The organism is Candidatus Babeliales bacterium (genome assembly GCA_035944115.1).
Classification (GTDB): domain Bacteria; phylum Babelota; class Babeliae; order Babelales; family Vermiphilaceae; genus DASZBJ01.
Genome location: DASZBJ010000038.1, coordinates 23,405 through 46,468, shown reverse-complemented (window position 1 = coordinate 46,468; position 23,064 = coordinate 23,405). Strand labels below are relative to the sequence as shown.

Annotated in this window: 19 protein-coding genes; 4 read left to right on the top strand and 15 right to left on the bottom strand. The window is 37.3% G+C overall.

The window, feature by feature from the left end; all coding sequences use genetic code 11:
* Positions 1 to 13: 13 nt before the first annotated feature.
* Entirely contained in the window at positions 14 to 874 is an 861-nt protein-coding gene (locus VGT41_04460; GenBank protein ID HEV2601527.1) for a deoxyribonuclease IV, read from the bottom strand.
* Positions 875 to 1,102: 228 nt separating this feature from the next.
* Between VGT41_04460 and VGT41_04455 the strand changes: the two genes are divergently transcribed.
* From VGT41_04455 to eno, 3 genes are all read left to right on the top strand, one after another.
* Positions 1,103 to 3,064, top strand: coding sequence for a hypothetical protein (locus VGT41_04455; GenBank protein HEV2601526.1), 1,962 nt, complete (start codon positions 1,103 to 1,105; stop codon positions 3,062 to 3,064).
* A 136-nt stretch (positions 3,065 to 3,200) separates the two neighbouring features.
* The gene (gene aspS / locus VGT41_04450) at positions 3,201 to 4,973 is read left to right on the top strand and encodes an aspartate--tRNA ligase (GenBank protein ID HEV2601525.1); all 1,773 of its coding nucleotides are present in this window, start codon (positions 3,201 to 3,203) and stop codon (positions 4,971 to 4,973) included.
* Positions 4,974 to 4,998: 25 nt separating this feature from the next.
* Entirely contained in the window at positions 4,999 to 6,255 is a 1,257-nt protein-coding gene (gene eno, locus VGT41_04445; GenBank protein ID HEV2601524.1) for a phosphopyruvate hydratase, read from the top strand.
* Positions 6,256 to 6,305: 50 nt separating this feature from the next.
* On the opposite strand, the gene VGT41_04440 is transcribed toward eno, so the two are convergent.
* The 6 genes from VGT41_04440 to VGT41_04415 all read right to left on the bottom strand — a co-directional run bounded on the left by VGT41_04440 (position 6,306) and on the right by VGT41_04415 (position 15,803).
* Positions 6,306 to 8,930: a hypothetical protein gene (locus tag VGT41_04440; protein HEV2601523.1), complete on the bottom strand. Its 2,625-nt coding sequence runs from the start codon at positions 8,928 to 8,930 to the stop codon at positions 6,306 to 6,308.
* Positions 8,931 to 8,943: 13 nt separating this feature from the next.
* Positions 8,944 to 9,507, bottom strand: coding sequence for a hypothetical protein (locus VGT41_04435; protein ID HEV2601522.1), 564 nt, complete (start codon positions 9,505 to 9,507; stop codon positions 8,944 to 8,946).
* A gap of 8 nt (positions 9,508 to 9,515) precedes the next feature.
* Positions 9,516 to 11,126, bottom strand: a complete 1,611-nt coding sequence (pilM, locus tag VGT41_04430) for a pilus assembly protein PilM (GenBank protein ID HEV2601521.1) — start codon at positions 11,124 to 11,126, stop codon at positions 9,516 to 9,518.
* Complete coding sequence (locus tag VGT41_04425) at positions 11,123 to 13,612, bottom strand: secretin N-terminal domain-containing protein (GenBank protein HEV2601520.1); 2,490 nt, start codon at positions 13,610 to 13,612, stop codon at positions 11,123 to 11,125. Before VGT41_04425 ends, pilM begins: the two co-directional genes overlap by 4 nt.
* Positions 13,613 to 13,617: 5 nt before the next feature.
* Positions 13,618 to 14,718, bottom strand: coding sequence for a type II secretion system protein N (locus VGT41_04420; GenBank protein ID HEV2601519.1), 1,101 nt, complete (start codon positions 14,716 to 14,718; stop codon positions 13,618 to 13,620).
* Between the two features lie 95 nt (positions 14,719 to 14,813).
* Positions 14,814 to 15,803, bottom strand: coding sequence for a MoxR family ATPase (locus VGT41_04415; protein HEV2601518.1), 990 nt, complete (start codon positions 15,801 to 15,803; stop codon positions 14,814 to 14,816).
* 99 nt (positions 15,804 to 15,902) lie between these two features.
* On the opposite strand from VGT41_04415, the gene dcd reads away from it, so the two are divergent.
* Positions 15,903 to 16,436 carry a dCTP deaminase gene (gene dcd, locus VGT41_04410; protein HEV2601517.1) on the top strand — a complete coding sequence of 178 codons (534 nt, stop codon included), beginning with the start codon at positions 15,903 to 15,905 and terminating at the stop codon, positions 16,434 to 16,436.
* A gap of 56 nt (positions 16,437 to 16,492) precedes the next feature.
* Here dcd and VGT41_04405 read toward each other — a convergent pair whose 3' ends face one another.
* The 8 genes from VGT41_04405 to tpiA form a co-directional block, all read right to left on the bottom strand.
* Positions 16,493 to 16,876 carry a hypothetical protein gene (locus VGT41_04405; GenBank protein ID HEV2601516.1) on the bottom strand — a complete coding sequence of 128 codons (384 nt, stop codon included), beginning with the start codon at positions 16,874 to 16,876 and terminating at the stop codon, positions 16,493 to 16,495.
* A gap of 15 nt (positions 16,877 to 16,891) precedes the next feature.
* Positions 16,892 to 17,275, bottom strand: a complete 384-nt coding sequence (locus VGT41_04400; protein ID HEV2601515.1) for a hypothetical protein — start codon at positions 17,273 to 17,275, stop codon at positions 16,892 to 16,894.
* Between the two features lie 16 nt (positions 17,276 to 17,291).
* Positions 17,292 to 17,678 carry a hypothetical protein gene (locus VGT41_04395; protein HEV2601514.1) on the bottom strand — a complete coding sequence of 129 codons (387 nt, stop codon included), beginning with the start codon at positions 17,676 to 17,678 and terminating at the stop codon, positions 17,292 to 17,294.
* Between the two features lie 11 nt (positions 17,679 to 17,689).
* Complete coding sequence (locus VGT41_04390) at positions 17,690 to 20,128, bottom strand: EndoU domain-containing protein (protein HEV2601513.1); 2,439 nt, start codon at positions 20,126 to 20,128, stop codon at positions 17,690 to 17,692.
* 131 nt (positions 20,129 to 20,259) lie between these two features.
* On the bottom strand, positions 20,260 to 21,033 hold the full coding sequence (locus tag VGT41_04385; protein ID HEV2601512.1) for an ATP-binding cassette domain-containing protein: 774 nt from the start codon (positions 21,031 to 21,033) through the stop codon (positions 20,260 to 20,262).
* Between the two features lie 18 nt (positions 21,034 to 21,051).
* Complete coding sequence (locus VGT41_04380) at positions 21,052 to 21,831, bottom strand: ABC transporter permease (GenBank protein ID HEV2601511.1); 780 nt, start codon at positions 21,829 to 21,831, stop codon at positions 21,052 to 21,054.
* Between the two features lie 18 nt (positions 21,832 to 21,849).
* Positions 21,850 to 22,167 (bottom strand): preprotein translocase subunit SecG, encoded by a 318-nt coding sequence (gene secG, locus VGT41_04375; GenBank protein ID HEV2601510.1) that lies wholly within the window; start codon positions 22,165 to 22,167, stop codon positions 21,850 to 21,852.
* Positions 22,168 to 22,225: 58 nt separating this feature from the next.
* Positions 22,226 to 22,996, bottom strand: coding sequence for a triose-phosphate isomerase (gene tpiA / locus VGT41_04370; GenBank protein HEV2601509.1), 771 nt, complete (start codon positions 22,994 to 22,996; stop codon positions 22,226 to 22,228).
* Positions 22,997 to 23,064: the final 68 nt, after the last annotated feature.

Sequence of the window (23,064 nt, the reverse complement as noted above, 5' to 3'; positions counted from 1 at the left end):
TTTTTCTGTATTTTTAAATAACCAAAGATTTCACCGTTTCTATATTTCGCAAAGCATCCTCGAGCGATTCTTGTGGCGTTTCAAGTATTTTTGGAATATGAGCCAATCGGGAATCGTTTATCAGTAATTTAAACCCCGCAAGTCCTATTAAGCCTTTTCCAATATCCTCATGACGATCCACACGAGACCCTAACTCTTTTTTAGAGTCATTTAGGTGAATAACCTTTAACCGCGATAACCCTACTGTAGAATCAAAATGTTCCCACATGGCGTTGTATGTTGCTTTGTCTCTAAAGTCATACCCTGCTGCAAATGCGTGAGCTGTATCAAAACAGACGCCAACCCTTTCTGGAAAGGTGCACCGATCGAGTACATATTTTATTTGTTCGAAGGTATAGCAAACGATTGAGCCTTGTCCGGCCATATTCTCTATTAACAGTATCGTATTGCCAGAAGCTTTTTCTAAAACTGCATTAATGCTATCGGCAACAGATGTAAGACATTCTTGTTCGTTGGTAGATAAATGAGACCCTGGATGTAGCACAAGATATGTTATACCCAGTTTTTCGCAGCGATGGAGCTCGTCGACAACTGCTGAGATAGATTTGCTGCGTGTTGCTGCATCGGGGGATCCAAGATTAATGAGATATGTTGCATGTGCAACAATAATAGTAATATGCAACTGAATGGCGGTTGCTTTAAAGGTAGCTGCTTCTTCATCAGTAATTGACTTTGCATGCCATTGGCGGTTGCTTTTAGTAAAAATTTGAATTGTGGTGCATCCTATTGAAACTCCTCGTTCAATGGCTTTTTCAAAACCTCCGGCTATTGATATATGTGCTCCGATTAATAGCGGGGTGTTTTTTTTTATCATAAAAGGACTCATTGTTTGGGGATTATAAAAGGCTTTCTATAAAGACACTTTATACCATTCATTTGACAATTCAATGAGAAAGACTACATTTTACTGAATTATCGTTTGTTATTAACTGTTTTTTTCAGGCACCGTAATGGCGTTGCACATGCTGTCTGGATGAGAAGATGCAAGAGCGATAAAAGGGATGGATATGTTTAAAAATTTAGAGGTTTTTTAGAGGATTTCATGAAAAGGTTTAGTTTTAATTGTATATACATATTGGCTTTTATTGTTTCTCTGACGGGTGTATCAACCAATGCTATTGATTTGACGCTTGGTATGCCAGAATCATCAGATGTAGTATTTTTGCTTTGTGGAAGGTTTCGGCCAGAAGCATTTTGGGGTAAAAATATTAATCTTTTAAATAGTAATGTAAGAGAAGATCGCAGTATATTCTGGCGTCATACTTTTGATATTACGACTGACGTTAAATATGGACAAAAAACATTTGGTGACGATCTTGTTATTTGCCATGCCACGATACGTAATAAAGGTATCTGGGGTAACACAGAAAGTATTGCACGTACTACTGCTGCAGAAGTTAAACCAGTTAACGCAGTGGTTGGTAGGCATTCGCATTCTATCCCTCGCCATGTCCTTTGGATCAGAGAACTTTGGCTTGAATGTGCTATGGATGCATTATTTAATTTAGGTTTTTTAAATTGTCATACTTTAACCGTTGGTAGTTTTCCGTTTCAGTTAGGACGAGGTATTTCTCTTGGTGATGCATATTTAGTTGGACCGGAAAATTTAGGGTTTTACGCTGAAAGTATTATTGATCAGTATGCTTTTGGTGCCAAGCTTTCTGGCGAGCTTGCGGAAGAATGTCTTTCTTATGATTTATATGCAGGTATCTTAAATAATAGAAGTGCATCGTTTGCTGAAACTGGTTCTAAAACTCAAATGCAAGAATTTGGACGTAGGTTTAATCCAGAACGTGGATATGGGAAAATTAATTATGTAGTAGCAGGTAGACTACAATGGAACGTTTTGAGCAAAAGTCGTTCGGATAAGTTAACTATTGAGCCATATGCATTATTTAATGATGACAGAGAACAGCAAGTGGAGTTTCTGGGTGATGCGGCAAGTAAATTGGGTACTGTAGGATTGGCATTAGAATATATCGGCAAAACATGGGAAGCTGGTTTTGACACCGCAGTTAATATTGGGTACCAAAAAGTACGCGGTTGGGATCGCAACGTAGTAAATCTTGAAAATCGTGGCGGTGTATTGGTTGAGGTAAACTCACATGTTGTAGCTCAAAATGGCCTGAAGGTTCCATTTGCTAAAGGTGCTGCGCAAACTACGATTGAAAGTTCATATCAGAATGAGACAGAGAATGGTAAAACGATTGGTCAAACGAATCAAGCCTTTTTGGTTGATGCATTAAACAATGAACCGCTAGATGGAACAACTGAGCTTATAAATGCTAAAAATAGATTTAGAAATCCTTATAATAACAAATTGCAGGGATGGATGGCTGTTGCGGACATTGGATATTGGATGTGTGATAGAAATATTTTCTGGGCAATAGCAGGAGGGGTAGCATCTGGAGACACCAATCCAAATTCTGAAACAATAGACGGAAATTATAAAGGATTTATTGGTTTACAAGAAGTATACTCGGGTACTCGTGTACGCAGTGCGTTCTTAATGAGTGGTGCAGGAAAAGTGAAACGACCGCTATCTGTTCCAAAATCAAATCAAGCTCCAAGTGCATTTGCATTTGAAGTTTCAGGGTTTTCAAATCTAGTATTTGGTGGAACATCATTGTGCTGGAAGCCAAAACATTGGGATCGAAAATTCAATTTAAATCCGAACTTGTTGGTTTATGGACAGCAGTTTGCAACTAAGAAATTTGATGCGATTTTAGGAAAAGATTTATACGTTGATGCAAGTAACTTTTTGGGTGTAGAGCTTAACGTGTTTATTGATTACAATCCGATTAAGGATGTAAAATGGTTCTTTGTAGGATCAGTATTCTTCCCCGGACAGCATTATAAAGACATTAAAGGGAAGCCATTAAATTCAGGCCAAGAAGCAATTTTAAGTCGGGCCGTACGCAATGGAGAAGCAGTAGATCCATTGCCAAACATAGGGCATAACGTAGCAATTACTTTAAATGCGGGATTAGAATATAGATTCTAATTGCTGCAGAACTATTAGGATAATAAAAATAGCTCAGAGGCGCAGTCTCTGAGCTATTTTTTTGCTAATTCATGAAATATGTTATAGTTATTCTTATCTTTCATTTTTGACAACAATTAGCTGTGTAAGGAAAGGCATGCATTATTTTGAGCGTACTATCGCGTGTGGTTTAATTAATCAAGAATTTTTAGGTAAAACGGTTCGCATTTCTGGTTGGGTTAATACTCGTCGAGATCATGGCGGACTTATTTTTATTGATTTGCGAGACCGTACTGGTCTTATGCAGCTTGTTTTTAATCCTGACTTTTCTAAAGATGCACACAACGCAGCCCATGCATTGCGTTCAGAGTTTGTTATTTCAGTGGTTGGGGTAGTTGTAGAGCGAGCTGCAGGAACTACTAATAAAGATTTAGCGACCGGAAAATGGGAATTACAAGTTACTGAATTGGTAATTGAAAACAAATGTAAAGCGCTGCCGTTCTCGTTGGATGAGGCGGGTAATGTCGATGAAGAACTTCGGTTGAAGTATAGATATATTGACTTGCGTCGTGCGTCTATGCGAGAAAAATTTGCGTTACGACATGAAGTAATCTTTGCAATGCGAGAATGCTTGCATCAGCAAGGTTTTTATGAAATAGAGACACCGATTTTAACTAAAAATACTCCAGAAGGAGCGCGTGAATTTTTAGTTCCATCGAGAACTCATGAACGCTCTTTTTATGCAATGCCACAGTCTCCACAACTGTATAAGCAGTTGTTAATGGCGAGTGGTATGGAAAAGTATTTTCAAGTTGCTCGTTGTTTCCGTGATGAAGATTTACGTGCTGATCGTCAGCCAGAATTTACACAACTTGATATTGAAATGTCCTTTGTAAAAGAGGGCAATGTTATTGAAGTAATAGAAAAATTATTAGCCCATGTGTGGAAAAAAACCTTTAATATCGATATTGTTACTCCGTTTCCACGGCTTGTGTATGCCCAGGCGTTTTCAATGTATGGTTCAGATAAACCAGATCTACGGTATGCATTAAAAATTAATGATATTACTTCGTTGTTTGCGCAAACAGAGTTGAAATTTTTACGCTCAGTACTGGATACTGCTGGTAAGGTGGGCGCGTTGCATGTTAACAGCCATGATTTTTCTCGATCAGAATTGGATGCATGGGTAACAAAAGCACAAAAATTCGGTGCAAAGGGACTACTATGGATGCGATTTAAAGATGAGCAAACTATTGAGTCTCCTATTTCTAAATTTTTGCCCGTAGATTTCTTTGCGCAAGTAAAAACAGTAATTCCTGATTTAAAGCCATCAAGCGTGCTATTTATTATCGCAGGTGAATATAATGAAGCATGGACATTACTGGGCAGATTGCGTTGTCAAATGGCCAAAGAGCTTGGGATGATACCAGAAAATGAATTTAACTTTTCGTGGGTAACTGATTTTCCTTTATTTGAATATGACAAAGAAAATAAACGATGGGATGCGACGCATCATCCATTTACGAGTCCACAAGATGGATGGGAGACACAACAGCCAGGTGAGATGACTGCACGTGCATATGATGTGGTGCTAAATGGTGTTGAATTAGGCGGTGGGTCTATTCGAATTCATGATGCGCAAGTCCAGGATAAAGTATTCAAGTTATTAGGACTTACTAAAGAACAAGTAGAGAAAAAATTTGGTTTCTTGTTAGAGGCGCAACAGCTGGGATTCCCTCCTCATGGTGGTATTGCACTTGGTTTAGACAGATTAATCATGCTCATGAGTAATTCATCTTCTATTCGTGAAGTAATTGCATTTCCTAAGACTGCAAGTGGTTATGATCCTTTGATGGATGGCCCTGCAGAAGTTGAGGAATCACAGTTGCAGGATTATGGGCTTAAATTTGCACCTAAAAAGAAAGATTAAATAGAAAAAAACGGGGTAAAGTAGTATGAAAATAGCACAAGTAATAGGTCGGGAGATTTTCGATTCAAGAGGAATTCCAACTATAGAGTGTGATCTTTTTTTGGAAGATGGATCTTTTGTTACCGCATCGGTTCCTTCCGGCGCTTCGCGTAGTGGATACGAAGCAGTAGAGCTACGTGATGGCGGAGAACGGTTGATGGGGCAAGGGGTTTTAAAAGCTATTGAAAATCTCCAAACAATTATTGCTCCTGTTTTAATAGGACAAGAACCAGATGTCATTACTCTCGATAGCTGTATGATAGAGCTTGATGGTACTGAAAACAAATCACGGTTAGGTGCAAATGCTATTTTAGCGGCAAGTATTGCAGTATGTAAGGCACAGGCAATGGTGAATGACTTGCATGTGTATGAATTGATTGCACATTTATGTGAGCAAGAATCTGTGGCAATTCCATTTAATATGTTCAATGTTTTAAATGGTGGCGTGCATGGAGGAAGTAACATTGCTGTGCAAGAATGTATGATTATACCAACACGCGCAACTACTTTCCGTGAATCTTTAGAGCAAGCAATGACAATATCACATACCCTTAAAGCTATTTTGATTAAAAAGGGTAAAACGGTTGCTGTTGGTGATGAAGGAGGGTTTGCGCCGTTATGTGTTGATTTGTATGAAGCGTTAGATTTGATTATGGAAGCTATTCATCAAGCACCGGTTGATTCATCTTCTATTGTATTAGCGCTTGATATAGCGGCATCACAATTCTATGATACGAGCAAGCAGACATATGCATGGGGTGATCGTCATATTGGATCACAAGAATTGATTCAAGTGTATAAACAGCTTTGTGAGCGATATCCAATTTATTCGATTGAAGATGGTCTTGCTGAAATCGATTATAGTGGATGGAAAAATATGATGGTAGCGCTCGGAGAGGACATACATCTTGTTGGTGATGATATATTTTCGACCAACATGGGACATATTGAACGGGGAATCAAAGAAGGCTTTGCTGATGCAGTGATTATCAAACCTAATCAAATAGGTACTGTAAAAGAAACCTTACAAACGATTTTGTTTTGCAAAGGTAATGAGCTGTCTCCCATACTTTCTCATCGCTCGGGTGAAACTAACGACGATTTTCTTGCTGATCTAGCAGTTGGCGCAAGCGCAGGATTGTTAAAAGCAGGTGGATGCTCTCGTGGCGAGCGTATGGCGAAATACAATCGTCTCCTACAAATAGAAGACGATCTTCTTTTTTCTATGTTTGATAACAAATGACCAACAGAGCCTCAATATCTGGTCGTCATGACTTGGGCACGACGTAAAATTTATATATTTACTAACGGATTACTTTCATTTTTTAGTAGATTACGAAGCTGATTTTCCCGTGTAGGAATTTCGGCTTTTTCTTTTGAAGCTATGGCCATTATAGGTTGCTCAATATGATTGTGAACAGATTGCGGTATTCTTGAGTTACGAGCAGGTTTTTCATGAATCTCTGGCATTGTTCTACGAGTAGTTACAGTCATAGAAGGCGCTTGTGTATTGTCGGATGATGTTGTTATTGTACCAGCAGGTTTATGTGCGGCAATAGACATTGTAGATACGTCTAGTGCATGTGATGGTTCTGTTGTTGCCATTCCGGCATGAGTCGATGATGCAACAGGTGGAACAGTGGGAATACTGCTAGTGGACTCATTTTTTGCAATAACAGTGGTAGCAGTTGGTTGATTTTGTGTTGATCTGTTAGCGAATAATGGCCGTGTATTAGGAGCCTCTCTGCTGAGGAATTCATCTACTTCATCTTTAACATTGATGTTGTTTTTAAAGAAGAAATGAGTGATTGGGTCACGTAATCCATCGAAAAGATCAGCTTCTACAGAATAACTTGATGCCAGGTTTATATAATCTTTCGTGTATGTACTAATACCACCACGCAGACGAGGAGAAACTATTGTTGGAGAAACAAATATGGTTAGATTTGTTCTGTCAGCAGCTTTTCTTCGTTTTTTAAAGAACCACCCCAGAATTGGAATTTGACTCAATACAGGAGTTTCATTGAGACTGTTTGTTAAATCAGTTCTGATAAGTCCACCAAGAGATAAAATATCATTACTGCCAACAGTAGCATTAGTGGTTACGGTACGTTTTATTATGGAGTTGCTTGGTCCAAATTCATTTATATTAATAGTTATTTGTAGATTTACCGTATTATCAGAGCTTATGCGTGGTGTGATGGTCACCGTTAAGTCAGCGTTCACCTTTTGGAAGTTGATAACCTGTCCACCTGAAGTCGCAGTGGCTTCTCCAGGAAGTAAACGCTGTTCTCCAATTCTTATTTTTGCATCTGTATTATTAAGAGCAATGATATGTGGATGAGATAGTATTTTGCTATAACTGAACTTTTCTAATACTTGTAAAATACCCCATGTTGATCCAGTTTGATTGTCGCTAAATGAAACAGCTGTTGAGCCAGGTTCTCCCATTTCTCCTAGGGCAGTAAATTGAACAGCAGACAAGTCATTTTCTGGCCCACCTGTTTGTGCTAATAAATCTGAAGCAAGGGTTGTAGGGGGTTTGTCAAATACCATAGCGGTACCTTGTGCAGCCTGGATATCGACATTACCTTTGAAATCAAGATTCTGTGGGTTACGTATTATACTGCCAAGCTGTTTTGTATCTTCAACCAAAAGGTCTGCTACGAGAACTTCAATGATTACTTGCGGTTGTGGAGTGTCAAGTTCTTCAATTATTTTTTTGATATAAAACCAATCTTCGTTTTTTGCAGCGATTATCAGCTTATTACCGCTGAATTGACCTGCTGCTTCTTCTCCTAATTGAATAGCAGGTGTTATGAGGACATTTTCAAAAAACCGATCAATACCTTTTGTTTGAGATTCTCCGCGCGCTTGAGAGGTGCCCGATGATTCAGACTCTACTATTTTTCCAAGTGTTGTTGCAAACTTTGCAGCGTTAAGATACTGCAATGGATAAATATGAAGAATAGATTTTCCAGTATCAAGAGGTACATCGATATACTTGAAAATAAAATCTTTAATTTGATCAATGGTTTGTTGTTCTTTACTGCGAATAAACAGTTTGTTGGTGCGAGGATCTGCTATGATTTTTATTTGGGAAGAAAAAAAAGCATCTTCCTTTTGTGATCGAGTCTTTAAATTATATTTATTTAAATCGTTAGATGTCTTTAAGATATTTTCGGTAAACAGTTTTGCAATAGCTTCGGCAGAGGTATATTCAAGTTTTATTGTATCGATAATTTCATTATATTTTTTTTGATTCAGGGCATCAAGAATAGCAAGAGCCGATCGTATATCATTTGCTTTATCGGTGATAATTAAAGCATTCGTAGCAGTATCCACATTGATGGATGCGGTTTCGGGAAGAATATCTTTTAAAGTGGTTACAATAGTATCTTTTGATGGGTCATCAGCTATTTTATTGGTGAGGTAATAGAGATAGCGAATTGGTTGATCGGTGTTTGGTATTCGATCAATTGGTGTTGCTACGTAGAGTGGTATTGGTTCTTTTGCAATAAGTTTACTATTTTTCATAATGACATACATATCGTTTTTGGGGACCATGGTATACCCCGTAACGTCAAGTAATGTGTAGAGGATACTCCATGCCTCATCTAAAGTCAGAGGGTTTTTTATAAAAAGAGTTACTTTTATTTTGTTTGCTTCTAAAGAATTGCTGCCGGTTGGAAGTATGATATTCACCTTTTTTTCAGCAGCAAGCATATTTATGATATTGGTAATATCTTCGTTTTCATATTGAAAATAAATAGTTGCGTCACTCGAAGATGTAATGTCATGATCTTCATTGATTTTTTGTGCGAGTAAGGTAGGAAATTGTGCTTTTGTAAGAGACTCCGTAGTAAATGATACACATATACCGCTGATCAGACAGAGAATGATATTTTTTATTTTCATAAATAAGCTCTATTTATTCTATTATGACAGATTTATGCTCCAGGGTCGCTATAGTAAGGTTGACGTCAAGCATGTTAGGCTGTTTTTTTGATTTTAATAATTCAAGTTCTTTAATAAATACTCGTGTGTTTTTCTCTATTGCATCAATAAGTTCGCATGTTTCTTTCATGTTCATATTGGTTAATTTTGCTTTTAATATTCGTTCTCGATACTCACTTTGATCGATTTGAGAATGCTCGAATCCAATTTTCTTTTCTGCAATTGATAAGTGCAATTGCTCAAGCAGCTTATTAAAATAATTTTCAATTTTAAAGGAAGCGCTTTCTGTAAGCATTATATCTACTTGCGCACGCTGTTTTGCAACGCGTTGGTATTTACTCAAAGTGCGTTGTAAATCATCGCGCAACTCATTGATATTTTCTATTTTTTTAATTGCGGTATCAACTTTGCTGTAATAACGAAAACAGAGCATCACAACGATCACTGTTATAATCGCAATGACCCCTAAAAGATATTTGTAAAACGTTTGCTCATCCAGGTTGTCGATAAATTGTCGAAGTTTTTCTATAACATACATACATGTTCCTATATGTTAGGAGCGAGTTTTATAGTCATGGTAAAATTAGGAGATTGCTGCTTGCCAACTTGTTTTAATAGCTTTGATTGTCCTAATTCTTTTTCTAAAACTATTAATGCATCATGATCTTTTACATGGGCCGTGATAGTCATTGTAGTATCAATTATATGTAATCTATCTATGGTAAATCCAAGCGCTTCTTTATCAATTCTATTGGTTAGTTCAAGAATATATTCTAAAAATGATGCACGTCCAGGATTAAAGGCAAACCACAGTTTTTCCTCTTTTTGCACCAGTCGGTTAGCATCATCTACCATATCTTCAAGATTATCAGATTCAATTCCTTTAAACTGTTGTTCTATTATTTCTTTTGCCTCCAATGAATAAGCAGCTGCTGCATTATTAAGCTTCCTTGTTTGAAAAAAACTGTGTGCAGTGAGTAGGCCAAAAAGAAGTATAATCAGAGAACATGCAACTATACATTGTTTGTAAAAAAGAGACGCATCGCCAACAACACTGAGTTCTTTTTTTCGCAGATTAAACAGTTTTGTTTTTGATGTTTGGAGTGCGGTGCTTATGCTAATTATATTTGCTTGAGGGAGGTTATTTTTATTTGGTGGAGTTATTCCTAACGCTTCGATTATTTTTTGTATTTGAAGCTGTTCACAAGGAATCCCTGTCTTTGCCTGCGCAAATGGTTCAATCTTGTGAATACGGGCCCCTTCGCCCAATAAGAAAATCTGTTTTATGGTTTGATGAAGGACGGTTTGAGTGGCGAAAGAATTTAAAGTGAATATAATTTCATTCCAAAAATTAGATAAAGCGCTGGATATGGCAGCGTTATATTGTGGGTCATTGGGCTTTTCAAGACCAAATCGTGTCAATGACTCCATTACCTCAGTAGCATCTATTGCCAAAGTAGTACTTGCTGTTTTTGCAATAGTAAAGATGCCTTTCGGTAGAGATCTAATGAGCCGTAACTGGCCGTCATATAAATATGCTATCTGTGTACTGTGTAACCCTAGATATATGATTGCAGTCCCTTCGGCAAGAGTGCTGTATGCTGGGTAGTCATTAAATAAGCCATACAGAGCAAAGAGATCAACAGTAACCACCGTAGGATCTATACCAGCCTGGTTAAAGAACTGTACATGTTCAGCAATGGTTTGTTTTGGTACCGCTGCGATCAAAATCTCTGAGCTTTTTTCTTCTGGTATTTGTTTGGTAATAATAAAATCAATGACCGCATCTTGCAAAGAAAAAGGAAGTAATGGTTCCACTTCAAATTCGATTACACTTTTTATTTGTTGATATTTTATAAAAGGCAATCGAATTTCTTTAAAAAAAACGAGTGAGCTAGAGAGTGACGTATAGATTTCATCATATGGATCAAGCGAGTCTATAAGGGCGCGAATCGCTTGCGAAACGCGTTCATTATAGTTTGTAGATGTCCCATTTTCTAAATATTGCGTTGCATATCGTTCAATAGTTTTTGTTGCGCCTTTAAGCAATATTTGAGTGGCATGTATCTCTGTTTTTTCAATGTAGATACCAATAATTCGTTTTGGAAATATGGCATAATTACCAAAGCTTTCTGGAATAAGTACATTTTTAATCATTGAGAAACTCCTATTTCGTTGAGTTTCGATTCTTTAACGTACGCGCGTCGTTTTTCTCGTTTGTTTTTTTTGTTTCGTCTTTTCTTTTTCGGTATTTTATTTTCTGCAAATGCTTCACATTTACCAGATCGTATACCGGGCTCACATCCTGTTCTTACAAAGATATAATCATCGAGCACTTTTTCTGTTGGTGAATGCTCTTTAAAGAAGAAGCGGTTGATTGGATCTCTTTTTTCTGGAGTCTCTTGCATCTCGTCTAATGTTCTGTAGTAGCTGTCAATATGATTATGGGTGATATGCGTAGTATGTGCAGGAATAATTTGCGTTGATATTAAAATAAGAAGATTTGATTTGTTTTGTACTTTCGTTTTATTTTTAAAGAGCCATCCAAGGAGAGGAATATTACCTAAAACAGGGACTTTGCTGGTACTGGTATTAATATTATTTTTAACTAATCCACCAAGAGCAATCACTTCTTTATCTGCTGATATCACAAATGTTTTTAATTCACGTTCGATTTTTGTTCCAGAGTTTAGGTTTGCGACATCCGTAAATTCATCAACATTTATCTTGAGATCGAGTACGATCATCCCATCAGAATTGATTTGTGGCGTAACTTCAACTTTAAGAGTAGCTTTATCCGCTCCTTGCCCATCTGCAGTGGTACCTCCTGAGAATATTTGGTTGGTGACCACTCGTCGCTCTGTACCAACTTCAACAATACCGGTTTGATTATTGCTGATTGTTAAGAATGGATTAGAGACAATTTGTGTATCGGTGATGGTGCTTAAAACATCAAATATTCCCCAGACGCCGAAAACATCACTTCCGAGAGTTACCGCAGTATTTCCTGCAGTTGCAATAGGATTAGATACTAGCTTTATAAGATCACCAAGCAAGCGGTTGACTCCAGCTGCAGCATTGTTAACAACAAAGGAATTAGGTCCTCCTCCAACATTGAGCCCAGACGTTTGATATTTAACATTAGTACCAACGAGCCCATCGATACCACCTCGGTAGCTGGTCATGCTATCTGTTTTACTGCGGATTTGCGTACCCAGTGCTTTTACGTTTTGTAAATCAAGCGTTAATATTAAAATTTCGATATTAACTTGCGGTTGAGGTTCATCTAGTTTTTCTATAATAACCTTCGCTTGTTGATAATCTTCTTCTTCTCCACGTATTACAATACGATTCGTGGTTATCTCAGGTGTAAAGGAGAGAGATTTTAAGTATTTATCTCCATCTCGTACACCACCGACCTTTCCTGCATCGGTCGATTTACCAAATTTAGTGACTTCGTTCATAATTCTAGCAACGGTTGTAGCGTCGGCATATTTGAGGTTATATGTCCGCAGCAGCGAACGGGTTTCAGCGCCGAGTTCTACATCGATATGCTCAACGATGAACTCTTGAATTTTTGCAATCGATTCTTTTGGACCAAAAATAATGAGTGAGTTTGTACGAGGCTCTGCAATAAGCTGTAAGTTTTCAGGGAAATATAAAGAGGAGTTTTGTTTTTGAGCAGCTAAAAGACGGGCAGTGACCGGCTGCTCTTCCGGCTTTGCAAGATTATCATATAACGCTTTGATATCCTTAGCACTTGCTTGTCTCAGCTTTAAAACAGACATGGCCGGGTGAACCCCTTTATCTATCTCTGTAACAATATTCATCAAGCTTTTGATGTTATATGCCTTATCGGTTAAAACAAAGGCATTTAGATCTGAAAGAGTTACAAATGCGGATGCATTACTGCGCAGTGCTTGAATAATGGGCTCAATGTTAGCAAGAGATCCTTTTTTTTCTGCAAAATAAACGTAACGAATAAGCAGATCATTATCTGGTAGTGTAGAAGGTGATACACCAATAAATGAGGGAATGGATGATTTTTTTGCTTTTGCGCTGGTCGTTATTCTAAAAATTTTTGGATCGCTTGTAGGGACTAATGCAAAATCAGCAATATCTAAAAATGTTAGAAAGAGATTCCATGCTTCAGAAGTGCTTAATGGCGCATGCGTCTTGAATGAAATTTTATTTCCCACAATAGCTTTGCCACCAGGTTGTGGTAAAGGTGAAATGCTATCATCAGAAATGAAGGTAATATCAAAAAGATCAGCCATTTGGGAAATCAGATTTTCTAGTCCTGTGTTTTCAAATTGGAACTCAATAGTTTTTTCTTCGCTGGTGCTGTTAGGTGTATAAATAGGTAGTTGTTCTGCAGCATTTTTATTGATCTGTTCTAGGGCAACTGTTGGATTAATAGGTTCGGCTTCTTCCTTGGGAGCTTCAGTTGTATTGGTAAGGGGAATTATGGGATTACTAAATTGTTGTGGAATAGAATGAGAAATCGGTTGAGAGGTTATAGATGTATTCAATGGAGGTGTATTAGAGGTATCAGCTTTTGGGGTGTAAGCACTACCACATACACTTGGTAGAGCATAAAATAAAAAGCTGATATATAAGGATGCTTTTTTACAATTTTTCATAACTCTTACTCAGGAAGTTGAGGCGATTGTTTTGGTGACAATTTGCCTTTGTTTAACATGTTTTTTCGTTCCTGCTCTCTTATTTCTCGTAGCGTCGGTGCAAAAGAATGTCGTTGTTGTAATTGTTGTATTTTATCTTGAGAAATTTCGGTTGTGTTTTTTTGTTGTAGGGAACTAATCTTTGGTTTCGGTTCTTCAAATTTAAATTGTATTACTATAGGATAATTGTTGCGCATAACTTTGACTATAATTGTTTCATTGTCTTTTAGGTTTAGTATGTTTTTATAAATATTAAGTCGATTTGGAGTATCTGTAGCAGGGATATTATTTACGCTGATAATAATGTCTTCAGCGTTGAACCCAAATGAGTGGGCTACGGTTATTTGCCCTGACGCACCAATACGACATCCTATACTGATACCTTTTTTATATACCGTTGTTAAATCAAACAGTTCGATAAATTGAGCAACTGTTTTTACTCGCTGTGTAAACTTATTTTTATTGATGATATATACGTTGTCAGATAGTTTTTGTACTACTTCTTTCCAGTCACCGATTGCAACATATTCTTGATCTTGTTTCGCATCTTGCTCTCGTAAGTAAATGACCTCTTGCTGTCCATTTGCGCGTAAAAATACCACTTTTTTGTTAAATATTTTTATGAGTTGCGCGTCTTCTACAATATCGCCGACTTTGTAAATTGATTCTTTACTTGTTACGGAATCGGCAATAATAGCGCGATTTTTAGTATAATCGTTAATAATATACGTAATACCACGTAACGTTATTTTTAATGGATCGATAAATTGCGGTTTTGGATCTTCAGGAATTTGTAGCGTGCGTGGTTGTGGCGGAGTTGGTAGCGGTTCAAGATAATCCGGTTGCTTGGTTTCGATTTGTTCTTTGTGGTACGTGCCAAACAAATCATACTCGTATATTTTTTTTATATTTATTTCAGACGCTTGTTTTTCAACCGTTTTTTGTGTTGAAGTTGGCTCGATATCTTCTTGCTCAGGTACATCTTGTCGAGAAAATAAAATAAAAAAAAGTATAGCAATACATAAGCTTAATAAGGTGCTGTTTAGTATCCACAATGGATGTCTCATTAAATATTCCTTATCAAAATTTTCATTTTTATATGTTTCACGATACCTTTCTAATTATATCCTTGTCAAGGAGGGCATGCAGAAAGATCATTTCATTATGGAGTAGGGACCGTGTTGAGTATTTTTTTTATGATTGTATCGGCTGAAACTTCATCCGCGTCTGCTTCGTAACTGAGTAATATTCTATGGCGCAATGTTGGTATACATACCGCTTTAACATCGTCAGGTGTTACGAAATGTCGCTTTTTTAAAAAAGCATGCGCCTTTGATGCATTATAAAGCGCTAATGTTGCGCGCGGAGACACACCATATTTGATGTATTTCTTGATATCATCAAGTCCATACTGTTGTGGTTCTCGTGTTGCAAAAATTATAGAAAGAATATAATCAGTGATTTTATTATCAACGTAGATCGTTTTTACTAATGCTTGCGTTGTAGCAATATCATTATTAAAAAAAACCGGTTGTCCTGAATAATTATTAAAAGAACGCTCTATAATTTGGCGTTCTTGTGTTTTGTTTGGATAATCAACCAGCAGTTTAAACATAAATCTATCTACTTGCGCTTCAGGCAGACGATAGGTACCCTCTTGTTCTATTGGATTTTGTGTTGCAAATACTAAAAAGGGTGTCTCAAGTGCAAATGTTTGAGATCCAATGGTCACTTGTTGTTCTTGCATTGCTTCTAAAAGAGCGGCTTGTACTTTCGCAGGAGCGCGGTTGATTTCATCAGCAAGAATAAGGTTTGCAAAAATAGGACCTTTTCGTGTCTCAAAATCTTGTGTTTTGGGATTATAAATTAATGTTCCAATGAGATCTGCAGGTAAAAGATCGGGGGTGAATTGAATGCGTTTAAATGTAAGCCCGAGAGCGTTGGTTATTGCCTTGATCATGGTTGTTTTTGCTACCCCAGGAACTCCTTCAAGAAGGATATGCCCGTGGCATAAAATGGCAATGCTAATAAGATTAATAATCTGTTCTTGGCCAACAATTATCTTACCAACTTCGTGCGCAAGAGCTTGAAATTGATTGCTCTCATCTTTTATTTTTTCAACAGCAATAGTATGATTTTTTTCTATCTCCATGGAACACCTCTTTTTTAAAAAAACATTGCTTATATTCTAACCAGTTTGTGGTAATCTTACAAATATCAGAGAGTGAAACAGTTTTATAAAGAGTTTAAGATGATTATTTCAGGAAAAGAGATCGAGCTTCAGCAGGGTAAAAATATTATTATTGAACCATTTAATCCTGCGCAAATTGGTCCTAATAGTTATAACTTGCGGTTACATAATGAGCTGCTCGTTTACAATGATGCCGTTTTAGATATGAAACAAAAACAAGCAACTACTAAAATTATTATTCCTGAAGAAGGTTTATTGCTCGAACCGAACCGTTTGTACTTGGGAAGAACTCTTGAATATACTGCTACGCATACACATGTGCCGATGCTTGAAGGGCGCTCATCCATTGGACGCCTTGGTATTTTTATACATGTGACCGCTGGTTTTGGTGATGTTGGATTTCAAGGTTTTTGGACATTAGAAATAATGTGTGTGCAGCCAGTGCGTATTTATCCGAATGTAGAAATTTGTCAGATTTTTTATCACACAATACACGGTGAGTACGAGAAGTATGCAGCAACAGGAAAAAGTGGTAAGTATCAAGATAATCGTGAAATACAAGCGAGTATGCTGTATAAAGATTTTGAAAAATAAGAATTTATCAGAAAAATTTCACCAGATTAGGAATTGTTACAATTCCAACGATACAGTTATTCTTTCGAAGACTTATTACGCCCCTCTAAAATGTATGAATCGCCTCTTTTAAAAATAATAATTTCTTGTGGACGCAATTTAACGAGAACCTCCCATTGATCAAGAATAGACAACAATTCTTTTTGGGGCATTTTTATGCATGGTTCAAAGTCGTCGTCATACTGACACCCAAGTAGCATGTCATTGCCTTGTTTCTCAAGCATCATATAATTACCACCCGTTTCTATCTCATTAGGATTGTTTATGAATTCTCTATATGAAGGTACACCTCCTCCTCTAACATCGTCTGTAAGAAATCCAGATAATATCCAAAAGTCTCCCTTGCTTGGTTCAGCACTAAGATAGATATCATTAATCAATTTAAATTTCACAATTTTCATGTTCGATCTTTATAACTATTCTTTTGAAGGCGCATTCCGTCCCTCTAAAATGTATGAATCGTCTCTTTTAAAAATAATAATTTCTTGTGGCCGCAATTTAACAAGTTCTTGCCATTGATCTAAAATTGAAAGCATTTCTTTTTGGGACATTTTTATACATGGTTCAAAATCATAATCAAATTGACATGCAAGTAACAACTCATCCCCTTCTTTCTCCATCATGGTATAATTACTACTTGTTTCTATCTGATTGGGATTGTTTATGAATTCTCTATATGAAGATGCACCCCCTCCAACATCACTTGTCAAAAAACCTGCTAAAATCCAAAAATCACCCCCTGATGAGTTTTCACAAATATAGACTTTGTCATCAATTAACTCACAAGTTACTAATTTCATTGTAATCTCTTTATAACTATTCTTTTGAAGGCGTATTCCGTCCCTCTAAAATGTATGAATCGCCTCTTTTAAAAATAATGATTTCTTTTGGTCGCAATTTAATAAGTTCTTCCCATTGATCTAAAATTGAAAGAAATTGCTGCTGTGTCATTTTTATAGCTGGTTCAAATGGATCATCATCAAATACACATCCAATAAGAACATTGTTATTCTCTTTTTCAATAATACTATAATTACCTCCTGTCTCCGTCCTATTCGAGTCGTATATAAACTGTCTATACAATGGTGTACTATACGAGCACGCATCATCAGTTAAAAATCCTGCTAAAATCCCAAAGTCACCGTAACTTTGCTCTGCCGGAAGGTAAATGCCATCACTAAACTTCAGTCTTATAATTTTCATTTTTAATCTCTTTAAACATTCCAAACTGGATATGAGCTTACAAAGCTTCCAGTAGTCTCAAACACAGTTTTAACTTTAATTCCTTCACTGGTAAGCCCAAAATATACCCAACGCCCCCTATCTAAAAAAGGCTTTTCTATTGGATTTAATAAAGATTCTGCAATTTTTTCCAATACTTTTGGGCGTGACCATGAAGAAGGAAAAAATGTTTTACCTTCTATCTCTTTTCCTAAAAAACGAAGCGTCCCTTTCATCACACCAGTTGCTTTATCAACAATTTGGTTGTGTATAAGATGACTCATTGTATTTCCCAAATTATGATGAAAGCCTTGCACTATAGTCTTAATTATTCCAGAATTTTTCATTTGCTGTGTAATTTCAATACCAAAAATATGTTTCAAATCGTTTGGCGTAATCTTAAGGTTTCTCAAACCAATAACGGAGTCATAACTACCAAATTTGAATGCATCTTTAAAATGTGTAAACAACCCTAACATCTCCTGTTCGTGAGCAATCATATAATCAATTTTACAGGGTAGCTTTATTGATGGCAATGTTGCGGCAATTTTACCGCCGGCATCCTTTACTGCCTCCGCCGCATCCGCTGCTTGTTTAAACAATTGAGTAGTTGTAGCAGCGCCTTCTGCAACTATAATTTCAGCAACACATGCAATCGCCGGCACCTCTCCCGTGCGTTCGATGGCTTGTATAACAGGAATAAGTTCTTTTTGTACTGTTGTATAGAACGTATGCAGAGCTCCCAAACATTTTTTAGTGAGAAACGCATCAACTACCATCGCAGTACCCTCGCGTGCAACAGTTTGCAAAGGTACTTTTTGTATTTTATCTGCAAGAGCAGTTGCAACCGCTCCTATATTTTTAGCCTTTTGCGTAAAATACTTCTCCGCAGCCCCTGTATCAGTCTCACACTCAACGAGCACATTGAATAATTCATAAAACACTCTCCCTAAATGCCACATGCCATTGGTTAAGGCGCTGCCAATATTACTCCCCATATTATATGCAGTGATAAAAGGATCTTGCGTTGCGTCGTAAATCTTATACCCGCTGTCGCAGAGTCCCTGTGCGACGCCAATCGAACAATCTAAAAAACTCCAACAACAATCGATCAGCATTAATGCCTGTTTAGTATGCCCTGCGTGATTATACTCTGCTGAAACTGATGCTATGTCACCAACCGTATCAGTAAAAAAAATAACTGATGGATCTTGCATATGCCCATATTCAGAGCTAATCGCTGCAGCTTGATCCACAATAATAATTATTTCTTGATGCAAGCATTGTTGAATAGCTGATCCCTCGCATTGTCTAAAAATATCCGGATTCAGGTTGTGATTTTGTAAAAAATTATCGCGCTGTGGTGATGAATCATACTGGTATGTCCTTAAACGATAATGCTCTTTTTCTGCCTGCATGATCGCTTGACTGCGCTTAGTAAACCGTTCTGCTTGCGCATCGCTGTTACATGTGCCTGATATAACTTCAAGAGCATACTCATCTGCGCATTCATGCATATATGCAGCATAATACTGTGAACGTTCTTGAATTTGTTCATGCAATAATTTTTTCGCTTCTTTTCTACGATCTGCCTCTTCTTCCTCTCGTTTTATCTGTTCTGCCCGCTCATGCTTAATTTCCTGGTAAAGAGACTGTACAACATCAGGAAATGTTTCATAAAAAAAACCCGGAAATTTTTTCCACCATCTATTTCCGGTATGATGTTCATCATCGTGAAGACGTATACGCAACTCTCTTATAAATGATGCATAGTGCGGAAATGTCTTTATATATGAGCGAAAGCCATCAAATTGATAGAGATGATATTCCGATAAAATCGCTTCTTGCTCCACCGGTGAAAGCGGCGCATTGTTATTATTATCATCAACCTGCTGACCTTTTTTAATAACTTGTAATGCTTCATTTTGAAAATCTTCTTGCTTCCATCCGTGGTATCGCCCAACAAACTCTTTCTCTACTCTTGTTGTTGTTATAAATCTTTGTAACTTGTTGAATGCAAACCATGCTAATTCTATGAGATTCACACTAATACTAAAATTGCCAAATACCGCTTTCAGTACGGCATTATGTATAAAAATACCATTCGTTTTTTCTGGGGATGGATCTGATAAAAATGAGTGTACGCTCTCTTTGAGATCAAGATTGTTTGTGGTCGGAGGAATGTGTAACGAAGTTACCGAAAGTGCTTTATCTGACGCTTGCAAAAATTCTTGACGGGCAACTGTTTCTGTTACAACACAAGCCAACACACAATAGGGAGATGCTATTTGCCCTTCTGCGTAATATTGCCGTTCTATGTATATATAAAAGAGATCAATAGTGCGCTCGTGACGCATCACCTCTTGTGACGTCAGACCAAAACAACGGGTGAATGAAAGAAAAAATATAAGGAAATAAGAATAAAACTTCATCTATGCTCACTCTTTTTTTTATTACTTTATATGTTCATTACATGCTTCATCATTGAACATATAAAATTTTTTGCACTGTTTCTACTCCCGATATTTGGTGAGTAAATATGGTCGGAATTGTTAGACAAGCGTTAAAACTTATTTTTTTCGTTTGGAATCTCGGTCTGAATTGGGCCTTCTGCTAGCCCACGAATAAATTGATAGATGTATGGATTATCCGATTGCCAGATAGTTGCGGCATCGCCAAAAAATTGAATTTTACCTTCATGCAGCAGTGCAACCTTATCTGCGTATTTAAAGATTTCTACGTCGTGAGAAATAATGACAGAGGTTATCTTGAGCTTTTTTTGCATATCGTTCATGAGTTCATGAATAACGCGTGCGGTAATAGGATCAAGCCCTGTTGTGGGCTCATCATATAAAATGATTTTCGGATTAGTTATCAACGTTCGCGCAAGACCTACCCGTTTTCTCATACCGCCAGAAAGCTCAGAAGGATATTTGTGTAGGGTGTCTTCATTAAGATTTACCATCGCTAGTTTTTCCTTAACGATCGGTAAAACTTCATCAGTTGACATGCCATTTTCAAGAAGCGTGATGGCGATATTTTCAAGAACATTAAGAGAATCAAGTAGTGCAGCGAATTGAAAAACGTATCCAAACTTCGCAAACTGTTGGTTTAGATCATGTTCATTTAATGTTGTAATATCAACACCATCAATAATAACTTGCCCACTGGTTGGTTTTAGCAACCCAATAATCTGTTTTAAAAGTACCGATTTTCCCTCTCCTGAACGACCAATAATGACAGTCATTTCTCCTTCGGGAATTTCTAAGTTTACCCCTCGGGTGATCCATGTATCATCAAAACGTTTTTTAAGGTCAACCAGCTTTATAATACTCATTATTGTTTTACTTTTTGTTTAAAGACGTTCAAGCATTTTGGTCAGGAAGTAGTTGGAAATAATAATTAATATTGAAGCAAGAACAACAGAGGCTGTCGTTGCTATACCAACACCACGCGCTCCTCCTTGCGTATAGAATCCTTTATAAGATCCAACCCAGGTTAAAATAAATCCAAACACAGATGATTTAAGAAGACCTCCTCTGATGTCTGCAAGCTCTACATGTAGTTTTATATTATTTACATACTCTTCGCCGTTTAGCTCAAGAACGTATACACAGACCATGTATCCGCCGATTATTCCACAAATCATAGAAACAATTGCGAGAAAGGGAAGAATGAAAGTGCCTGCAATGATGCGTGGCACAACAAGATACTGAAAAGTGTTAATGCGCAGTGTAGTAAGCGCGTCAATTTGTTCGGTGATGCGCATGGTGCCAATTTCAGCAGCAATAGCAGATCCCGCTCGTCCGGTAACCATAAGGCCAGTAAGTACGGGTCCTAATTCACGAATCATACCAAGAGCAACAACGGCACCTATGAGTTGTTCGCCGCCAACACGTTTAAATCCAATGTAACTTTGTAGCGCAAACACCAGGCCCGAAAAAGTACCGGTTAATATTACGATCGATAAAGAATCAACTCCAATTCTTTCCATTTGTTCAAAAGTTTTATGTATTTTTAGGCGGGAAGAAAAAAGAGTTTTAATAGCTTGAATCAAAAATAAAACGAAAGTGCCAAGTCTACTGCACTGTCTTAAAACAGATGCGCCGATTATATCGATATATTGGATAAGCACTTGGCACTCACTTAATTCTTAAATTTGCGGTTGAGTATTTGTTGATGGTGTTGCTGGCTCAGGAGTTGGAGCAACCGGTTGTACAACAGTTTTTGTAGTTGTTATATATTTTGAAGAGCGTAATTCGTGTGATTTCATAACAGCAAGAATAAGGTTTCCCACCATGAAAATAATACCGCAGGTCCAGGTTATTTTTTGAAAAAGATCTTGACCGCCAGATCCACCAAAAAGCATCTGTGCGCTACCGCCAAGACTACCAAGTCCGAGACTGCCTTTGCTTTGCTGTACCATTATGATAAGCACCATAAAAAAGCACATAATGAAAAAAAGAGTCATGAGTAGGCTGTAAAGCATCGTTTTCTCCGGATTAAAACTATCAATAAGTTATTCTATGTTATATATACGCTAATGATACTATTTTCTCAAATTTTTGAAAATCTAAGCTTGCGCTTCCTATCAAAAATCCCTCTATGTCGATGATTGTGCGTAATGTGGTAATAGTCTCTTCATTGACACTGCCGCCATACAAAAAGAAAAAAGTATTGTTATTGCCGGTGTTATTGTCATCACAAAAAATGATGAGCCATTTAAATATTTTTTCTAAATAGTTTTTATCAGGGGTTGTATGCGCACCTATAGCCCATAGAGGTTCATAGGCTATGTATATTTTTTTATCACTGTACCGTTTGATTATGTTAAATACTAGCCTTAATTGTGTGCGTAGTTTTTCTTCTGTTTTTCCGTTGTCATATTCTTCCTGCGTCTCACCGATGCATATGATGGGAGTAATATTGTGAGCGAGTAGTTGTTCTGTTTTTATTGCGATATCAATATCCGTTTCATGCAGCAACGTGCGTCGCTCGCTGTGCCCAATAATGCAGTATGCGCTTCCAATTTCTGCTAAATCTTGTGCAGATATTTCTCCAGTATATGCGCCTGGATTATGAATAGAGCAATTTTGTGCTCCCAGATGAAGAGGACTTGTTTTCAGAGCTGCTGCTAGCGGAGTAAGAGCGGTGAACGGAGGGCATGCGATGATGGTGGCATCGTGTTTGGTCGCCAGAGCATCAAAGCTGTCGCTATTGTTTTTATATAATTCTGTGGCAGCGGCGCTGGTGAGATTCATTTTCCAGTTTGCTACAAAAGTTAGCTTTTTATAATTCATCTTCATTACTAAAAATTAAAGAAACTAAATAAGTGCGTATTTAGGTTTATCACAGTTTTTCTTTTTAA

Bases quoted from the DNA above. Each gene is read 5' to 3' on its own strand.
- VGT41_04400 (HEV2601515.1), bottom strand. From the start codon at position 17,275: ATGAAATTAGTAACTTGTGAGTTAATTGATGACAAAGTCTATATTTGT.
- VGT41_04425 (HEV2601520.1), bottom strand. From the start codon at position 13,612: ATGAAAAATTGTAAAAAAGCATCCTTATATATCAGCTTTTTATTTTAT.
- aspS (HEV2601525.1), top strand. From the start codon at position 3,201: ATGCATTATTTTGAGCGTACTATCGCGTGTGGTTTAATTAATCAAGAA.
- VGT41_04435 (HEV2601522.1), bottom strand. From the start codon at position 9,507: ATGTATGTTATAGAAAAACTTCGACAATTTATCGACAACCTGGATGAG.
- VGT41_04420 (HEV2601519.1), bottom strand. From the start codon at position 14,718: ATGAGACATCCATTGTGGATACTAAACAGCACCTTATTAAGCTTATGT.
- secG (HEV2601510.1), bottom strand. From the start codon at position 22,167: ATGACTCTTTTTTTCATTATGTGCTTTTTTATGGTGCTTATCATAATG.
- VGT41_04390 (HEV2601513.1), bottom strand. From the start codon at position 20,128: ATGAAGTTTTATTCTTATTTCCTTATATTTTTTCTTTCATTCACCCGT.
- eno (HEV2601524.1), top strand. From the start codon at position 4,999: ATGAAAATAGCACAAGTAATAGGTCGGGAGATTTTCGATTCAAGAGGA.
- pilM (HEV2601521.1), bottom strand. From the start codon at position 11,126: ATGATTAAAAATGTACTTATTCCAGAAAGCTTTGGTAATTATGCCATA.
- VGT41_04395 (HEV2601514.1), bottom strand. From the start codon at position 17,678: ATGAAAATTATAAGACTGAAGTTTAGTGATGGCATTTACCTTCCGGCA.
- dcd (HEV2601517.1), top strand. From the start codon at position 15,903: ATGATTATTTCAGGAAAAGAGATCGAGCTTCAGCAGGGTAAAAATATT.
- VGT41_04405 (HEV2601516.1), bottom strand. From the start codon at position 16,876: ATGAAAATTGTGAAATTTAAATTGATTAATGATATCTATCTTAGTGCT.
- VGT41_04455 (HEV2601526.1), top strand. From the start codon at position 1,103: ATGAAAAGGTTTAGTTTTAATTGTATATACATATTGGCTTTTATTGTT.
- VGT41_04460 (HEV2601527.1), bottom strand. From the start codon at position 874: ATGATAAAAAAAAACACCCCGCTATTAATCGGAGCACATATATCAATA.
- VGT41_04440 (HEV2601523.1), bottom strand. From the start codon at position 8,930: ATGAAAATAAAAAATATCATTCTCTGTCTGATCAGCGGTATATGTGTA.
- tpiA (HEV2601509.1), bottom strand. From the start codon at position 22,996: ATGAATTATAAAAAGCTAACTTTTGTAGCAAACTGGAAAATGAATCTC.
- VGT41_04415 (HEV2601518.1), bottom strand. From the start codon at position 15,803: ATGGAGATAGAAAAAAATCATACTATTGCTGTTGAAAAAATAAAAGAT.
- VGT41_04385 (HEV2601512.1), bottom strand. From the start codon at position 21,033: ATGAGTATTATAAAGCTGGTTGACCTTAAAAAACGTTTTGATGATACA.